Annotated in this window: 19 protein-coding genes; 15 read left to right on the top strand and 4 right to left on the bottom strand. The window is 62.0% G+C overall.

Going from position 1 to position 17146, the window contains the following annotated elements:
• The first annotated feature begins 35 nt into the window (after nucleotides 1–35).
• The 13 genes from ctaD (at nucleotide 36) to BLP76_RS03610 (ending at nucleotide 11343) form a co-directional block, all read left to right on the top strand.
• Nucleotides 36–1685, top strand: coding sequence for a cytochrome c oxidase subunit I (ctaD, locus tag BLP76_RS03665; RefSeq protein ID WP_092809604.1), 1650 nt, complete (start codon nucleotides 36–38; stop codon nucleotides 1683–1685).
• Nucleotides 1686–1874: 189 nt separating this feature from the next.
• The gene (locus BLP76_RS03660) at nucleotides 1875–2768 is read left to right on the top strand and encodes a heme o synthase (protein WP_092810128.1); all 894 of its coding nucleotides are present in this window, start codon (nucleotides 1875–1877) and stop codon (nucleotides 2766–2768) included.
• On the top strand, nucleotides 2765–2932 hold the full coding sequence (locus tag BLP76_RS18725; RefSeq protein ID WP_170130393.1) for a hypothetical protein: 168 nt from the start codon (nucleotides 2765–2767) through the stop codon (nucleotides 2930–2932). The genes BLP76_RS03660 and BLP76_RS18725 overlap by 4 nt, the downstream gene beginning before the upstream one ends.
• Nucleotides 2932–3519 carry a cytochrome c oxidase assembly protein gene (locus BLP76_RS03655; protein WP_092809602.1) on the top strand — a complete coding sequence of 196 codons (588 nt, stop codon included), beginning with the start codon at nucleotides 2932–2934 and terminating at the stop codon, nucleotides 3517–3519. Before BLP76_RS18725 ends, BLP76_RS03655 begins: the two co-directional genes overlap by 1 nt.
• A gap of 43 nt (nucleotides 3520–3562) precedes the next feature.
• The gene (locus tag BLP76_RS03650; protein ID WP_092809600.1) at nucleotides 3563–4396 is read left to right on the top strand and encodes a cytochrome c oxidase subunit 3; all 834 of its coding nucleotides are present in this window, start codon (nucleotides 3563–3565) and stop codon (nucleotides 4394–4396) included.
• Between the two features lie 46 nt (nucleotides 4397–4442).
• On the top strand, nucleotides 4443–4832 hold the full coding sequence (locus BLP76_RS03645) for a DUF983 domain-containing protein (protein ID WP_092809598.1): 390 nt from the start codon (nucleotides 4443–4445) through the stop codon (nucleotides 4830–4832).
• Nucleotides 4829–5596, top strand: coding sequence for an SURF1 family protein (locus BLP76_RS03640; protein WP_092809596.1), 768 nt, complete (start codon nucleotides 4829–4831; stop codon nucleotides 5594–5596). Before BLP76_RS03645 ends, BLP76_RS03640 begins: the two co-directional genes overlap by 4 nt.
• Before the next feature lie 58 nt (nucleotides 5597–5654).
• On the top strand, nucleotides 5655–6614 hold the full coding sequence (gene ispH / locus BLP76_RS03635) for a 4-hydroxy-3-methylbut-2-enyl diphosphate reductase (RefSeq protein WP_092809594.1): 960 nt from the start codon (nucleotides 5655–5657) through the stop codon (nucleotides 6612–6614).
• A gap of 9 nt (nucleotides 6615–6623) precedes the next feature.
• Entirely contained in the window at nucleotides 6624–7589 is a 966-nt protein-coding gene (gene thrB / locus BLP76_RS03630) for a homoserine kinase (protein WP_092809592.1), read from the top strand.
• Nucleotides 7586–8074, top strand: coding sequence for a ribonuclease HI (gene rnhA / locus BLP76_RS03625; RefSeq protein ID WP_171904365.1), 489 nt, complete (start codon nucleotides 7586–7588; stop codon nucleotides 8072–8074). The genes thrB and rnhA overlap by 4 nt, the downstream gene beginning before the upstream one ends.
• 55 nt (nucleotides 8075–8129) lie before the next feature.
• Entirely contained in the window at nucleotides 8130–9146 is a 1017-nt protein-coding gene (locus tag BLP76_RS03620; protein ID WP_092809588.1) for a magnesium transporter CorA family protein, read from the top strand.
• Nucleotides 9147–9346: 200 nt separating this feature from the next.
• On the top strand, nucleotides 9347–10816 hold the full coding sequence (locus tag BLP76_RS03615) for an MFS transporter (RefSeq protein WP_092809586.1): 1470 nt from the start codon (nucleotides 9347–9349) through the stop codon (nucleotides 10814–10816).
• Nucleotides 10817–10920: 104 nt separating this feature from the next.
• A complete protein-coding gene (locus BLP76_RS03610) occupies nucleotides 10921–11343 on the top strand; it encodes an MAPEG family protein (RefSeq protein ID WP_092809584.1) in 423 nt (140 codons plus the stop codon).
• Here BLP76_RS03610 and BLP76_RS03605 read toward each other — a convergent pair.
• Both BLP76_RS03605 and BLP76_RS03600 read right to left on the bottom strand, forming a co-directional pair.
• Nucleotides 11300–11731 carry a DUF4345 domain-containing protein gene (locus BLP76_RS03605; RefSeq protein ID WP_092809582.1) on the bottom strand — a complete coding sequence of 144 codons (432 nt, stop codon included), beginning with the start codon at nucleotides 11729–11731 and terminating at the stop codon, nucleotides 11300–11302. The two genes, BLP76_RS03610 and BLP76_RS03605, sit on opposite strands and share 44 nt — an antisense overlap.
• 177 nt (nucleotides 11732–11908) lie before the next feature.
• Nucleotides 11909–12571, bottom strand: coding sequence for a hypothetical protein (locus BLP76_RS03600; RefSeq protein WP_244514404.1), 663 nt, complete (start codon nucleotides 12569–12571; stop codon nucleotides 11909–11911).
• A gap of 58 nt (nucleotides 12572–12629) precedes the next feature.
• Between BLP76_RS03600 and BLP76_RS03595 the strand changes: the two genes are divergently transcribed.
• Nucleotides 12630–13256 carry a glutathione S-transferase family protein gene (locus tag BLP76_RS03595; RefSeq protein WP_092809578.1) on the top strand — a complete coding sequence of 209 codons (627 nt, stop codon included), beginning with the start codon at nucleotides 12630–12632 and terminating at the stop codon, nucleotides 13254–13256.
• 537 nt (nucleotides 13257–13793) lie between these two features.
• On the opposite strand, the gene BLP76_RS18545 is transcribed toward BLP76_RS03595, so the two are convergent.
• Both BLP76_RS18545 and BLP76_RS03590 read right to left on the bottom strand, forming a co-directional pair.
• Nucleotides 13794–14498, bottom strand: a complete 705-nt coding sequence (locus tag BLP76_RS18545) for a hypothetical protein (protein ID WP_139163677.1) — start codon at nucleotides 14496–14498, stop codon at nucleotides 13794–13796.
• Between the two features lie 99 nt (nucleotides 14499–14597).
• A complete protein-coding gene (locus BLP76_RS03590) occupies nucleotides 14598–16169 on the bottom strand; it encodes a trimethylamine methyltransferase family protein (protein ID WP_092809576.1) in 1572 nt (523 codons plus the stop codon).
• A 223-nt stretch (nucleotides 16170–16392) separates the two neighbouring features.
• Between BLP76_RS03590 and BLP76_RS03585 the strand changes: the two genes are divergently transcribed.
• A complete protein-coding gene (locus BLP76_RS03585) occupies nucleotides 16393–17097 on the top strand; it encodes a corrinoid protein (RefSeq protein ID WP_092809574.1) in 705 nt (234 codons plus the stop codon).
• Nucleotides 17098–17146 lie beyond the last annotated feature (49 nt).

Below are 17146 nucleotides of genomic sequence, written 5' to 3'. Positions count from 1 at the left end.
GCGCGCCCGCGAACCAATTAGAGGACACGACCCCTATGGCGAACGCTGCTGCGGTACATGAGGCGCACGACCATCCGACCGGGTGGAAACGCTACGTCTATTCCACCAATCACAAAGACATCGGCACGATGTACCTGATCTTCGCCATCATGGCGGGGATCATCGGCGGCGGCCTCTCCGTCGTCATGCGCATGGAGCTGCAGGAGCCGGGCATCCAGATCTTCCACGGTCTCGCCCAGATGGTCTACGGCTACGACGCGGGCGCCGCCCTCGATGGCGGCAAGCAGATGTACAACGTCTTCACCACCGCGCATGGCCTGATCATGATCTTCTTCATGGTCATGCCGGCGATGATCGGCGGCTATGGCAATTGGTTCGTGCCGATCATGATCGGGGCGCCGGACATGGCCTTCCCGCGCATGAACAACATCTCTTTCTGGCTCCTGCCGCCAGCCTTCATCCTCTTGCTCATCTCCATGTTCGTGCCGGGGAATCCTGGCGGCTACGGCGCCGGACAGGGCTGGACCATCTACCCGCCCTTCTCCACCTATGGCTCGCCTGGCCCGGCCATGGACTTCGCCATTCTGGCGCTGCACATCGCCGGCATCTCCTCGATCCTCGGCGCCATCAACTTCATCACCACGATCTTCAACATGCGCGCTCCGGGCATGACGCTGCACAAGATGCCGCTGTTTGCCTGGTCGGTGCTGGTGACGGCCTTCCTTCTGCTTCTGTCGCTGCCGGTGCTTGCAGGCGCCATCACCATGCTTCTGACGGACCGCAATTTCGGCACGACGTTCTTCGACCCGTCGGGCGGCGGTGACCCGATCCTCTACCAGCATCTCTTCTGGTTCTTCGGCCACCCGGAAGTCTACATCCTCATCCTGCCGGGCTTCGGCATCGTCTCGCACATCGTCTCCACCTTCTCGCGCAAGCCGATCTTCGGCTATCTCGGCATGGCCTATGCCATGGTGGCGATCGGTGCGGTCGGCTTCATCGTCTGGGCGCACCACATGTACACGGTCGGCCTCGACGTCGACACGCAGGCCTATTTCACCTTCGCCACGATGGTGATCGCGGTGCCGACTGGCGTGAAGATCTTCTCCTGGATCGCCACGATGTGGGGCGGCTCGATCTCCTTCCGCACGCCGATGCTGTGGGCGGTCGGGTTCATCTTCCTCTTCACCATCGGTGGCGTGACGGGCGTGCAGCTCGCCAATGCGGGCCTCGATCGCTCGCTGCACGACACCTATTTCGTGGTCGCCCACTTCCACTACGTTTTGTCGCTCGGCGCGGTCTTCGCCATCTTCGGGGGCTGGTATTACTGGTTCCCGAAAATGTTCGGCTACATGTACAATTCGGTGATCGCGAAAACCCATTTCTGGGTGACGTTCATCGGCGTCAACATGGTGTTCATGCCGCACCATTTCCTTGGTCTTGCGGGCATGCCGCGCCGCTACATCGATTATCCAGACGCATTCGCCGGTTGGAACTACGTCTCGTCGATCGGCTCCTATCTTTCCGGCATCGCCGTCCTAATCTTCCTCTATGGGATCTTCGAAGCCTTCTCGAAGAAGCGGGTGGCAGGGCCCAATCCGTGGGGGCCGGGCGCGACGACCCTGGAATGGCAGCTGCCGTCTCCGCCGCCCTTCCACCAGTGGGAAGAGCTGCCGCGGATCAAATAACGGCATGAGCGTCCGGCCCGTCCCTTTGCGGGGCTGAGGGCCGGACCTCCGGCAAGCGGGCGAACCGCCTCTGCCTTGCGAACGGACCGGCCCGGCAACAACGCGGGGCCGGCACCAGCAAGAAACGACGAGGAATGCGTGGCCAGAGCAGCGAACGAGACGAGCCCGGCGGTCGATCCCGCCCTGTTGATGACGGCGGAGCCCGCCGATTATTTCGCCCTGATGAAGCCTCGGGTGATGTCGCTCGTGATTTTCACCGCGCTCACCGGCATGGTGGTCGCGCCGGGGCATCTGCATCCGGTCCTCGCCGCGATCGGTGTCGTCGCCATCGCGGTCGGCGCCGGTGCCTCCGGTGTTCTCAACATGGCCTACGAGGTCGATATCGACGGGCTGATGAAGCGCACGCGCTCCCGGCCGATCCCGATGGGGCGCGTCAGCACGGCGGAGGCCTATACGTTCGGCCTCACGCTCTCGATCTTCTCCGTGATGACGCTGGGGCTCGCCGTCAACTGGCTCGCAGCCGCACTTCTCGCCTTCACCATCTTCTTCTACGGCGTCGTCTACACGATGTTCTTGAAGCGGTTCACCGCGCAGAATATCGTCATTGGCGGGGCGGCGGGCGCTCTTCCCCCGATGATCGGCTGGGCGGCCGTCACCGGCGACGTCACGCTTTATCCCGTCCTTCTCTTCCTCATCATCTTGCTGTGGACACCGCCGCATTTCTGGGCGCTCGCCCTCTTCGTGCAGGAGGATTACGGTCGCGCCGGCGTGCCGATGCTGCCCAACACGCATGGCGAGCGAGCCACGCGGCGGCAGATTTTCGCCTATACCCTCATTCTCGCGCCGCTCGGCGTCGCGCCCTTCGCGCTCGGTTTTGCGAGCCCTTTCTACGGCGGCGCGGCGATCGTGCTCGGCGCCCTCTTCATCTTTCACGCCTTCAAGGTGCTGCGCGAAAAGGAAGCCGAGCATGGAGCGGCGAAGAAGGCCTTCGGCTATTCGATCGTCTATCTCTTCGTTCTCTTCGCCATGCTGATGCTCGACGCGGCGCTCGCCCCGGCACTTGAGAGGCTCGTCAGCGCATGAGCAACATTTCCATGTCCGAAGATCGCATCCAGCTCACGGAAGAACAGAAGCGCAGCCGACGCCGCCGTTCGGTCGCCATTGGCCTCATTCTCGCGGCTCTCGTGGTCGTCTTCTACGCCATCACCATCATTCGGATCGGCCCCAACCTCACGGGAGGCGGCTAATGGCTGACAAGCGAAAGAACCGTGGCAACCTCTTCGTCGGCCTCGTTCTCGCCGGCGTCGCGGTCGGAATGGTGGGGGCCGCCTATGCGGCCGTGCCGCTCTACTACATCTTCTGCTCGGTCACCGGCTATGGCGGCACCACGCAGCGCGCCAGCGCCGGGTCGAAAGAGATCGTCGACCGCGTCATCACCGTGCGCTTCGATTCCAACGTCGTCGGCCTGCCGTGGAGCTTCAAGCCGGAGCAGGCTTCGATCCGCGCCAAGGTCGGCGAGACCTATTTCATCAAATATCGCGCCAAGAATCTCTCCGACAGCCCCACGGTCGGCACGGCGGCGTTCAACGTCGCGCCCGATCAGACCGGCGCCTATTTCAACAAGATCGCCTGCTTCTGCTTCACCGAGCAGCGCCTGGAACCGGGCGAAGAGGCGGAAATGCCGGTGCAGTTCTTCCTGGATCCCGCGCTCGTGAAAGACACGGACATGGATCCGATCACGACCGTCACCCTGTCCTACACCTTCTATCCTGAGAAAAACCCGACGGAGCCGGTGGCGCAGGCGCCCGCCGACAAGCCGTCGGCACAGCTGTAACCAATCGGGCGCCCGAAGCGGCGATCCTGCAAGAGAGGAAACGATGGCAGAGGCCCACGCCAAGAACCACGACTACCATCTGGTGGACCCCAGCCCGTGGCCGTTCGTCGGCTCCGTGTCGGCTTTCGCACTCGCACTCGGCGCCATCGCCGCCATGAAAGGCGCGGGCGTCTACTGGATTGCTCCAGGCCTGCTCGGCGTCCTGATCACGATGATCGGCTGGTGGAGCGACGTCATCAAGGAAAGCCACCAGGGCTATCACACCGGCGTCGTCTCCCTGCATCTGCGCTACGGCATGATCTTGTTCATCGCCTCGGAGGTGATGTTCTTCGTGGCCTGGTTCTGGGCCTTCTTCGATGCGAGCCTTTATGCCGGAGAAGCCATCCAGCCGATGCGCGCGGAACTGACCGGAGGTACCTGGCCGCCGGAAGGCATCGAAGTCTTCGACCCGTGGCATCTGCCGCTTCTCAATACGCTGATCCTTTTGACCTCGGGCACGACGGTCACCTGGGCGCATCATTCGCTGCTCGTGAACGATCGCCGCGGCCTCAAATGGGGCCTCGCCTTGACCATCGCTCTCGGCATTCTGTTCTCCTGCGTGCAGGCCTACGAATATTCCGAGGCGGCCTTCTCCTTCGGCGGCAACATCTACGGCGCCACCTTCTTCATGGCGACCGGCTTCCACGGCTTCCATGTCATCGTCGGCACCATCTTCCTCGCCGTCTGCCTGTGGCGGGCGACGCGCGGCGACTTTACGCCCGAGAAGCATTTCGGCTTCGAAGCGGCTGCGTGGTACTGGCATTTCGTCGACGTCGTCTGGCTCTTCCTCTTCGCCTGCATCTATGTGTGGGGAACGGCCGGCGCGGTCACGCACTGAACGCACACGCAAGGAGGGATGGTCCGCCGGACCATCCTTTGATGTCATGACGCCCGAGGCAATCCCGACCACATCTCCCGATCCGGTTTCAGCCGGACTTCGGGGGCGCTGCCCGCGCTGCGGTCAGGCGAGCATCTTCGACGGCTTCCTGAAGCTCAAAGAGGCCTGTCCCGCCTGCGGGCTCAGCTACGGCTTTGCCGATTCCGCCGACGGGCCGGCGTTTTTCGCCATGACGTTCGTCGGCTTTCTGGTGGCGGGCGCCGCCGTCATCGTGGAACTCGCCTATACCCCGCCCTTCTGGGTGCACATCGTTTTGTGGCTGCCGATCGTTCTCGTTCTCTGCCTCGTGCTGCTGAGGCCACTCAAAGGCCTGGCGGTGGCGCTGCAATACGCCAACAAAGCGAAAGAAGGCGAAATCGACCGCAGCGGCCAATGACGCGCCTCCGCCGCCTCCTCGTCCCCGGCGTTCTCGTCCCCAGTGTTCTTGTGGTCGTCGCCGTTGCCATCCTCGTCTCGCTCGGCAACTGGCAATTGCGGCGTCTCGCCTGGAAAGAGGATCTGATCGCGCAGGTGGCGGAGCGGCCTTCGCTGCCGCCGGTGCCGGAGGAGGCGATCTTCACCGGCGACATCGCCGATCTGCATTACCGCCGCATCGGGCTGGCGGGCCATTACCTGCCGGAAAAGGAAGTGCGCGTCTTCACCAGCCTGCCGCTCGGCGATGCGCGCGGCCCCGCGTCCGGCCCCGGCGCCTGGATCATGACGCCGTTTGCCCTCGATGCCGGGGGGACGGTTCTCGTCAATCGCGGCTTCGTGCCGGATCGGGCGGAGTGGGCGCCGCCACCTGAGGGCACCGTCGAGATTTCCGGCCTCATCCGCCCCGACGATCCGCCGACCTGGCTCACACCCGACAACAAGCCGGGCGAGGATCTCTTCTTCTCGCGCTCCATCGCCGCGATTTCGGCGGCCAAAGACCTCGCCCGGCCGGTCGCGCCGATGACGCTCGACCTTCTCGCCTCGCCCGACGGGCCGGCCCTGCCTCAGGCAGGCGAAACGCGCATGTCTTTCCCCAACGACCATTTGCAATATGCGCTCACCTGGTATGGGCTCGCGATCGCGCTCGTTGCGGTTTTCCTCATGTTTGCCGCCCCGCGTCTGCGCGGCGAAAGGGCTGAAAACGATATGCAATCGGGCCTGCGGTGATGGCGACGCTTGACTTCACCCCACCCTCGGACCTACCTCGCCCTGAACGGGACGGCCCATGACCAAACCTCAGATCACACTTCATCTTTGCGCCCCGCGCGGTTTCTGCGCCGGCGTCGATCGTGCCATCCAGGTGGTGGAAGAAGCGCTGAGGCGCTACGGCGCTCCGGTCTATGTCCGCCACGAGATCGTGCACAACCGCTTCGTCGTGGAGACGCTCAAGGAAAAGGGCGCCGTCTTCGTCGAGGAACTCGACGAGATTCCGGAGACCGAGCAGCCGGTGATTTTTTCCGCGCATGGCGTGGCGAAACGCGTGCCGGAAGCGGCGACCGCCCGGAACCTCTTCTATCTCGACGCCACCTGCCCGCTCGTTTCCAAGGTGCACAAGGAAGCGATCCTGCATGAGCGCCGCGGCCGTGAGATCGTGCTCATCGGTCATGCCGGCCACCCGGAGGTCGAAGGCACGATGGGCCAGCTCGAGCCCGGTACGGTCACCCTAATCGAGACGCCGGAGGACGCGCGCGCCTTCACGCCGAAGGATCCGGAGAACCTCTCCTGGATCAGCCAGACGACACTCTCGATCGACGATACGGCCGAGATGGTGGAGATCCTGAAGGAGCGCTTCCCCTCGATCGCCGGCCCGCAGAAGGGCGACATCTGCTATGCCACCACCAACCGGCAGGAGGCGGTGAAGGCCGTCGCCCCGACGGTGGAACGCATGCTCGTCGTGGGCGCGCCGAATTCCTCCAATTCACGGCGCCTTCGCGAAGTCGCCGAACGTTCGGGCTGCCCCAAGGCCATGCTAATCAACCGCGCCGCGGAGATCGACTGGGCCGATTTCGACGGCATCAGCCGCGTCGGGCTGACGGCCGGCGCCTCGGCTCCGGAAGTTCTGGTGGAGGAAGTCGTCGCCGCCTTCCGCGAGCGCTTCGATCTCAAGATCGAGCTCGTGACGACGGCGGAGGAAGACATCACCTTCCTGCTGCCGCGGGCCCTGCGCGACCAGGCTGCAGCGTAAACGCCACGGATGGCAGTCTATACGGAGATTGGGGACGGCGAGCTTCAGGCGTTCCTCAAAGACTACGAGCTCGGCACGCTGCTCGCCTTCAAGGGCATCGCCGAGGGCGTCGAGAACTCGAATTACCTTCTGCACACCGATGCCGGCTTCTACATCCTGACGCTCTATGAGCGGCGGGTGAAAGCCGAGGATCTGCCCTTTTTCCTGTCGCTCCTCGAACATCTGGCGGCCCGCGGCATCGTCTGTCCGACGCCGCTCAAGGGCCGCGACGGGGTGGCGCTGCGCGAACTCGGCGGACGGCCCGCGGCGATCTTTTCATTCCTCGACGGGATGTGGGTCCGCCGGCCGCAGACCGTTCATTGCGCCGAGCTCGGGCGGGCGCTCGCCCAGATGCACGAGGCGGGCCGCGATTTTCCGATGCATCGCGCCAATGCGCTGACCGTCGCCGACTGGCGGCCGCTGCATGAACGCGCTTACGAGGCGGCAAGCGAACCCGACGAGAGCCTGCACGCCTTCCTCTCCGACGAACTCGATTTTCTGGAAAACAACTGGCCGAAAGATCTCCCGTCAGGCGTCATCCATGCCGATCTTTTCCCCGACAACGTCTTCTTCCTCGGCGACGCGCTGTCCGGCCTCATCGACTTCTATTTCGCCTGCAACGACTTCTTCGCCTACGACCTCGCCATCTGCCTCAATGCCTGGTGCTTTGAGCCGGAGACGACCTTCAACGTCACCAAGGCGCATGCGCTCTTGTCGGCTTACGAAAAGAGCCGGCCACTGACCCAGGAGGAGCGCGAGGTGCTGCCCATTCTGGCGCGTGGCGGGGCGTTGCGCTTTCTCCTCACCCGTCTCTACGACTGGAACACCACACCGCCCGGCGCCTTTGTTACGCGCAAGGACCCGGGAGAATTCGTGCGCAAGCTGCGCTTCCACCGCAGCGTCCGCTCGAGCAGCGAATACGGCTTCGACCTTTGAGCGATAAAGACACCGATAAAGACGCCATCGTCATCCACACCGACGGCGCCTGTTCCGGCAATCCGGGACCGGGCGGCTGGGGTGCCATCCTGCAATATCGCGGGGTGGAAAAGGAGCTCTGCGGCGGCGAAGGCGAAACCACCAACAATCGCATGGAGCTGACCGCCGCGGTGGAGGCGCTCGGCGCTCTCAAGCGGCCCTCGCGCATCGCGCTTCACACCGACAGCGAATATCTGCGCCAGGGCATCACCAGCTGGGTGAAAAACTGGCAGAAGAACGGCTGGAAGACAGCTGCCAAGAAGCCGGTCAAGAACGTCGATCTGTGGCAGGCGCTGACGGCTGCGATCAAGCAGCACGATGTCGAATGGCATTGGGTGCGCGGCCATGCCGGCGACGAGATGAACGAGCGGGCCGATGCGCTTGCGCGCAAAGGCATGGCGCCGTTCAAGAATGGCGGAAGGGAGGCCGGCACACCACGCTCTTGAGCGGATCGAAACGGGGCGCTAGGCGTTCCCTTCCCCGTCCGCAGAAGGAGCCAGGATGCTGCAGATCTACAAGACCCAGGGTGATCGGCTCGTGCCCGTGGATGGCGCAGACCTCACCTCTCCGCCTTCCGTAGACACCGCCCGCGCGCCTCTCTGGATCGATCTTCTGGAACCGACCGCGGCCGAGGCCGCAACGGTCGAAAACTATATCGGCATCGACATCCCGGCCGTCGCCGACCTCGAAGAGATCGAACCGTCCTCTCGCCTCTATGCGGAGGAAGGCGCCGTCTTCATGACCGTCACGACGGTCGTCGGCGTGCAGAGCGGCGAGCCGGCCAAGACGCCTGTCGCCTTCATTCTGCGCAACGGCCATCTTGTCACGGTGCGCTATGCCGAACCGCGTCAGTTCCGCACCTTCCTCGCCCAGGCCCAGAAAGGCACTGGCGAACGCTATGATACGGCCGAAGCCATCATGCTCGGGCTTCTCGAAGCGCAGGTGAACTGGCTTGCCGATCTTCTGGAGCTGATCGGCCACGACATCGATTCCATGTCGCAGGGCGTGTTTCAGAGCAAGGTGAAGAAGGTGAGCCGCAAGACCGCCGATCTGCGTTCGACCATGGGTGAGATCGGCCGGCAGGGCGATCTCCTATCGCTCGTGCGCGAAAGCCTCGTCTCGCTGTCGCGCCTCCTCACCTACCACCATACGCTGTCGCCGCGTGCCAAGGGCGACAAGGCGGAAAAGGCCGACAAGGAAGCCAGAAACCGCACCCGTATCCTGGTGCGCGACGCCCAATCCCTGAGCGAACATGCGAGTTTCCTCTCCACCAAACTCAGCTTCATGCTCGACGCGACGCTCGGCCTCATCAATCTGGAGCAGAACCAGATCATCAAGATTTTCTCCGTCGTCGCCGTCATCTTCGTGCCGCCGACGCTCGTCGCCTCCATCTACGGGATGAATTTCGAAGGCATGCCGGAGCTCGGCTGGAGCTTCGGTTATCCCTTCGCCCTCATTTTGATGCTCATCTCCGCGGGTCTGCCGCTTCTCTACTTCAAGCGCCGCGGCTGGCTTTGAAATCCATTCGGCAGGCGAACACCACTCCTCTCTGAGGCGTATTTTCCACGGTTCGATCACACCAGCCGGCCCTTTTGCCCGCGCCGAAAGGCGTTCGCACCGCGTTTTTGACGGCTTTTCGTCATTTTTGCGCCGCGATACGAGGAACCGGCTCTGTCTACCAGGGGTTTTCATCTCCGGAAAAACGGAGGTGACAGGCCGTGGCAGACGCACAGGCGGGTAACGCAAACACGCAAAAACCAGAACCCCTCGAGACCTTGATCCCGGCGCGGCTCGATCGGCTGCCATGGAGCCGCTTCCATTGGCTGATCGTCTTCGCGCTCGGCATCACCTGGATCCTCGACGGGCTGGAAGTCACCCTCAAAGGCGCCATCAGCGGCGTTCTGCAAGAACCTGAAACCCTCAACTTCACCAGCGCGCAGATCGGTGCGATCGCCTCGTTCTATCTCGCAGGTTGCGTCGCAGGCGCCATCTTCTTCGGCTATCTCACCGACCGTTTCGGCCGAAAAGTCCTCTTCTTCGTCACGCTGACGCTCTATCTCGTCGGCGTGCTTCTGACCGCTTTTTCCTGGAACTGGTGGAGTTTCGCGCTCTTCCGCTTCATGACGGGTGCCGGCATCGGCGGGGAATATGCCGCGATCAACTCCGCCATCGACGAGCTCATTCCTGCGCGGGTGCGCGGGCGGATCGACCTTTTCATCAACGGCTCCTACTGGCTCGGTGCGGCCGTCGGCTCGCTGTCCACCCTCGTGCTCCTCAATCCCGATATCCTGCCGACCGATATCGGCTGGCGCGTCGGCTTCGGCATTGGTGCGATCCTCGGCCTCTGCATCCTCCTGGTGCGCCGCTATGTGCCGGAAAGCCCGCGCTGGCTCGCCACCCATGGCTATGAAGATCAGGCGGAAAAGGTCGTCAAAGGCATCGAGAATGAAATCGAGAAAGAGACCGGCAAAAAGCTCGACCAGCCCTCAAAGGATGAAGCGATCACCATTCACCCGCGCCGGGTCTTCGGCTTTGGCATCATCTTCAAGACGATGTTCAAGACTTACCCGAAACGCTCCGTCCTCGGCATGTCGCTGATGGTGTCGCAGGCGTTCCTCTACAACGCCATCTTCTTCACCTACGCGCTGGTTCTGACACGCTTCTACGATGTGCCGTCGAGCGATACGGGCATGTATCTTCTGCCCTTCGCCATCGGCAATTTCCTCGGCGTCCTGGTGCTCGGTTCGCTTTTCGACACGATCGGACGGCGGCAGATGATTTCCGCCACATACGGCATCGCCGCGACGCTTCTCGTCGTCACCGGCATCCTTTTCGTTCAGGACGCGCTGACGGCGGTGACACAGACGGCGATGTGGACGGTGATCTTCTTCTTTGCCTCGCCGGCGGCGAGCTCGGCCTATCTCACCGTCAGCGAGGTTTTTCCGCTCGAGATGCGCGCCATGGCGATTTCACTCTTTTACGCCATCGGGACGGCCACAGGTGGCGTGTTGGCACCGTGGATCTTCGGTAGTTTGATCGGCACCGGCAATCCGATGGACGTCTTCTATGGCTATTGCTTCGCCGCGGCCCTTCTCTTCGTGGCTGCGGGCATCGCCATCGTCTTCGGCGTCAAGGCCGAACAACGTGGCCTCGAAGAGGTGGCGGAGCCGTTGTCGGCTCAGGCCTGACGCGCCCTTCCAGGGGCGATCTCAAAAAGCCAAGGGGCGGTCCCGCCCCTTGGTCTTGCACATCACCCGCCTTACGCTGTCTCATCCTTTGAACCGGAGCCTCAATGCCGCTCTTCCTCGTTCTTTTGCCCACCTTCATCCAGGTCGGGCTCACCTTCTTTCTCGCCATCCATATGGGGCGGGTGCGGTTCGCCGCGATCCGCCGCGGGGAAGTAAAGCCCGACGAGATCGCGCTCAACGAGCCGAACTGGCCGGCAAAAGCCCTGCAGGCCGCCAATTGCTATCGCAACCAGTTCGAGCTGCCGGTCCTCTTTTATGCCCTCACGGCGCTGGCGGTCCTGACGAACAAGACGGGCTTCGTCTTCGTCATCTTGAGCTTCATCTTCGTCGCGAGCCGCCTTCTGCACGCCTATATCCACATCGGCTCCAACGAACTTCGCTCCCGCTTCCGCGCCTTCACTTTCGGCCTCTTCGTCCTTCTCCTCATGTGGGTGATCTTCGCGCTGCAGATCCTGTTCGCGATCTGAGGCGGGCCACCCGCCTCTGCCAGACAACGAGACACGGCACCACCGCGAGCTCCATGACGAGGCCGCCGACATGACCGGGCGAAGGCGAGCCCGCAAGCACCAGCGAGAGAAGCCTGGCGAGGCCGCCGAGAACGATCAGCATGGAAAGGAGTCGGAAGCGCTCCCCCTTCCTCTCGATCGCCGGGACGCAGGAGAGAAAAGCGAGGCCGACGCCGAAGAAGACGCCGGAGAGAAAGCGCAGATGGCTGTCGAGGTCGACCGGCCACGGGGCCGACGCCTGCAGGAAGCCGGGTCCGAGGACGACGCACGCTGCGCCGGCGGAAAGCGGGATCAGCGATAGGATCGCAACGACAATCTGGAGAAGAAGGCGTTCTCGCGAAGTGGGCAAGGGGATCCGACCTTTCTCGCGCGGGCTCGGTCACGCGCCGCGGCTGACCGGACAAAAACCGCTCCCCTCTCCCGGTGTTCCCTCGGCGAGACGGAACCGTACCCGCGCAACCGTGCACATCGGTCCTCGAACAGCCTTCGGAGCGCCAACGAACCGGTGTCCCGTGCTCGTCTCTCCTCAGGCGGTTGCGGCGCGGGGCAGGAAGCGCGCAAAAGCCCGCATGTGAAACGCCGTCTCCGCCGGTTGATAGCGATAAGCGGCGCCGACCGGACAGGCGTTGCGGGCATGGCAGCCGATGGCGAGACAATCGGCCCCGCGTCTCACGATATGGGCGGCGCAGGCCGCCACGTCATAGGCCGCTTCGCTGACGGCGCCGGCCGGGCAGGTTTTGAGACAGGGTTTTTCGGCGCAGCTCTCGCACGGCATGTCTGGAGCTGGACGCGGCGGCAGATCGAGACGTTCGGCGAAGAGCAGAGCGGCGCGGTAGGCGTGCCAGAGCCCATATTCGGGATGAATTAGGATGCCGAGCGGCGACGGCTCGAGCCCTTCCGCTCTCCCTGCCCAGCGCTGGAACGGCTGATGCGGCCGATCGAACGGGTAGACCGCCTTGCCGCCGAAAGCTTCCGCAAGCGGCTCCACGACGTGCTCAGTCCAGCGGTCGAGCGGGTCGCCGCCCTCCCCCGCATGTGGCGCAAAGGCCTTCCACATCGCCGGCCCGGCATTGCCGACGAGGAGGACCGTGCCACAGCCGTCGAGCCCCGCCTCGTCCTTGTTAGGGTGAAATCCGCCGCGCAGGATGAGGCCGTGACGTCTCAGCCTCGCTGCGATCTCGCTCAGCACCAGCTTGTCTCCATCTCGCTGCGCAGGTACCTATTCCTGAGCTTTTCAGGGGGCAAGCATGATCCTCATCGGCCAATATGATTCCCCTTTCGTGCGGCGCGTCGGCGTCGCGCTCACGCTCTACGACATACCGTTCGAGCACCGGCCCTGGTCCGTCTTCGGTGATGGCGACAAGATCCGCGCCTACAACCCTTTGATGCGGGTGCCGACGCTCGTCCTCGACAATGGCGACGTCCTCATCGAAAGCCACGCCATCCTCGATTATCTCGACAATCTCGTCGGGGCCGAACGGGCGATGTTCCCGATCGAAGAGCCGGCGCGCCACCGCGCGATCAAGATCGCCTCGCTCGCCTCAGGGCTCGCCGACAAGGCCGTCAGCCTCATCTACGAATTGCGCCTGCATGGGGAGAAATCCGACGTCTGGATGGAGCGCTGCCGCAACCAGATTGCCGGCGTGCTGGAGGTGCTGGAGACCGACCGCAAGCGGCTCGAGGCGCCCTACTGGCTCGGATCGTCGATCGGCCATGCCGACATTTTCGTCGCGACCGCGTTGCGCTTCTTGAGCGAGGCGCATCCGGGTCTCGTCGACATGGACGCCTATCCGGCGCTCAAGGCCCATGCGCAACGGCTCGAAGCGCTGCCCGCTTTCAAGACGATCTATCAGCCCTTCGACGCGCCGGTGTGAGACAATTCAAAGCCTCTGCTGCGTCGCCATCGCTTGCCAGAGGACGAGGCACGTCGCGACGCCAAGCCCCATGACGAGGCCTCCGAGATCGCCGGACGACGGCGCCCCCGCGCGAACGAGTGAGAGAAGCCGCGCTAGCCCGCGAGTGAAGACGAGTCCGAGACCAGCCGGAAGCGCCGCGTCTTCGTCTCGATCCACGGCGCACGGGAGAGTAAGGCAACGCCGACGGCGAAAACACGCCCGACAGGAAGCGCAGATGACTGTCGAGGTCAGCCGGTCAGGACGGATCGACCTCAAACAGAGGCCGAGCCGAGGACGATTCCCGCCGCGCCGGCGGAAAGAGGAATCAGCGACAGAATCGCGACGACGATCTCAAGAGGGTGGCGGGATCGAGCAGAGCCTTCGACATCCCCAATCCGCTACCATTCCGAAGGCAAAAAGCCAGCGAGATAGCTAGCGAGAATACCCAACAGCAGTGCTCCAAATACACCTGCCGCCCAAAACCGTACGCGCGCCCTCCTTTTCTCTATTATTTTCTCATTTTCCCCGATCGAAAAATTGAATGGATGGAATAACTTGCTGACTATATATCCAGATGCAAGATAAGAACCCACAAAAAAATACCATAACAACTGGATAAAATTGGATAAAAGCTGGCACGCTACTCTTAGTTTCTTTCATAAATTCGATAATGTTTCTTGGAGTTATATTATCTCTCATCAGAAATGAATCAGCAATTGACTTGTATTTTGCGGGCTCATCCATTAGCACAATAGGAACCCAAGACGCAATCAGCATAATTATTAATACCACTAACTGAATATACTGTTTTTTTAATTTTATTACGGATACTTTTTTGATTCTTTCATCTAACTCAGAGGAAAGAACAAACAATGCATCCCTATTTGTTCCTATAAATTTGTATCTTATAGATTTTCCTGCGTCTTCGTCGTGGTGCAAATTTATAAATTCTATCTCTCCTCTCTCTTCTTCAGCATCTCCGAACCAATATAGTCCAATACTTATTATCTTTTTAGTGCCTATATTTTCTTCATTAAATAAATTATCAATTTTATCTGGCTCTAGAATTGCACCGTTTGCCAACTTATATTTTAACCTGAATCTTAAATCATCCTGATATGCTAATTTTTCTATTACTATATCTATAATTCTTCTTATTTCTTTCTCATCAATAAGAAATCCTTCCGAGGTTCCGCCAGAGACCTCGATCAGAACAGCCATTTTCTCCCCCCCTCAAGAAAGCGCTCTCTATCTTAGAGTGAACGTTTGCGGGCTGCCAATACGCTTGAAATGCTCGCATCAGCCTCAGCTGAAGGGATCTTACCCGAACGCATCCGGCATCGAGGCCTTGGTTGTCTCGATGAACTCCTTCAGGGCTTCGTCGATGCCCTCATCGAGCGGCGGGGCCTCATACTCGGCGAGCCATTTCTTCCACAGCCCGTTGGCGCGTTCCTCCGCCGTCTTTGAGCCTTCCGCCAGCCATTGCTCGAAGGAATTGTTGTCGGCGACGGGCGAGCGGTAGAACGCGGTCTCGAAATTCGCCTGGGTATGGGCGCAGCCGAGATAATGGCTGCCCGGTCCGACCTCGCGGATGGCGTCCATCGCCTGACCGTTTTCCGAAAGGTCCACGCCGCGCGAGAGCTGCTGCATCATGGCGAGCTGGTCGCAATCCATGACGAACTTTTCATACGACGAGACGAGGCCGCCTTCGAGCCAGCCCGCCGCGTGCAGCACGAAATTCGTGCCGGCCATCACCGTCGGCGTCAGGGTCTGCGCGCTTTCATAGGCCGCCTGCGCATCGCAGACTTTCGATGCGCACAGCGAGCCGCCGGAGCGGAACGGCAGATTGAGGCGGCGGGCGAGCTGCGCCGCGCCATAAAGCACCAGCGTCGGTTCCGGCGTGCCGAAAGTCGGTGCACCCGATTGCATCGAGATCGACGACGCGAAAGTGCCCATGATGACCGGCGCGCCCGGCCGGCAGAGCTGCGTGAAGGCGGCACCCGCCAGCACTTCGGCCAGGACCTGGGTAAGCGTGCCCGCCACCGTCACGGGCGACATCGCGCCAGCCAGGATGAACGGCGTGACGATCGTACCCTGGTTCGCCCGCGCATAGGTCTTGAGCGCGCCCAGCATGGTCGCGTCGAAGACCATCGGCGAGTTGACGTTGATCAAGTTGATCAACACGCAGTTCTGATCGACGAACTCCTCGCCGAACACCATGCGCGCCATCGCCACTGAATCGGCCGCCCGTTCCGGCGCCGTGACGGAGCCCATGAAGGGTTTGTCGGAATAGCGGATATGGGCATAGACCATATCGAGATGGCGCTTGTTGACCGGGATATCGACCGGCTCGCACACCGTGCCGCCGGAATGGTGCAGCGCCGGCGCCTGATAGGCGAGCTTCACGAGGTTCTGGAAATCCTCGATCGTGCCGTAGCGGCGGCCATTGTCGAGATCGCGCACGAAGGGCGGGCCGTAGACCGGTGCGAACACCGTCGCCTTGCCGCCGATTTCGACGGAACGTTCGGGATTTCGAGCATGCTGGGTAAACGTCTGAGGCGCCGTCTTCAGAAGCTCCCGGCACAGCCCCTTGGGAAAGCGCACGCGCTCGCCGGAGACGTCTGCTCCCGCTTCGCGCCACATCTTGAGCGCTTCAGGATCCTCGCGAAACTCGATGCCGATTTCTTCAAGCACCGTGTCGGCGTTCTTTTCGATGAGCGCCAGACCTTCTTCGTCGAGCACCGTCTGCTCGGCGAGCGTGCGGCGGATGAAGGGCAACTGGACGCTGCGCGAGCCGGAGCGCTTCGCCCGCCTCGCCTCCGCTCCGCCGCTTGCCCGGCGGCGCCGTCCGCCACGCTCGTCCACACCGGCCGTTTCGTCGGTCGTGCCCATCCTCAGCGCTCCTGCCTCAGCGGAAATCGTCATCGAAGGCTAGAGCGCCGCTTGCCCGCATGGTCTTCCGCCTGCGGCAGAGTGTGACGCGGCGGGAAAACTCGAAACATTCCACGTCGCAGACAAAATCATCTCAGGTCGTGATCAAAGCATTGGCTTGCCCTAAATGTCCGCATGATGCGATGACGCTTCCACGTGCAAACGCTTGGCAAGGAGCCTGTCTGTGGCCGAAGAGGAAATTGTCCTGTCCGAACTCAGCGATGAGGATCTCGTCGCGCAGATGCACGACGACCTTTACGATGGGCTCAAAGAAGAGATCGAAGAGGGCGTGAACATTCTCCTGGAGCGGGGATGGGCACCCTATGACGTCCTCACCAAGTCGCTCGTGGAAGGCATGCGCATCGTCGGCGAGGATTTCCGGGATGGAATCCTGTTTGTGCCGGAGGTGCTTCTCTCCGCCAATGCCATGAAGGCGGGGATGGGGATCCTGCGCCCTCTGCTTGCCGAAACCGGCGCGCCCAAGATCGGCAAGATGGTGATCGGCACCGTCAAGGGCGACATCCACGACATCGGCAAGAACCTCGTCGCGATGATGATGGAAGGCGCCGGCTTCGAGGTGATCAATATCGGCATCAACAATCCCGTCGAGAACTATCTCGCCGCGATCGAGGAACATCAGCCGGACATCATCGGCATGTCGGCGCTTTTGACGACCACGATGCCTTATATGAAGGTCGTCATCGATACTCTGAAAGAGAGAGGTGTCCGCGACGATTACATCGTCCTCGTCGGCGGTGCGCCTTTGAACGAAGAATTCGGGCGCGCGATCGGCGCCGATGCCTATTGCCGCGATGCCGCCGTGACGGTGGAGACCGCCACGGATCTCATCAAACGCCGGCACAATCGGCGGGCGTCCGCGGCCGGCTGAGCCTGGCAGGTGCTGGCCGAGAGCTCCGGGTTAAAAAGCCTGAGCTTCG

Source organism: Afifella marina DSM 2698, from assembly GCF_900102695.1.
GTDB classification, from domain to species: domain Bacteria; phylum Pseudomonadota; class Alphaproteobacteria; order Rhizobiales; family Afifellaceae; genus Afifella; species Afifella marina.
This window is presented reverse-complemented; position numbering and strand designations above follow the sequence as displayed.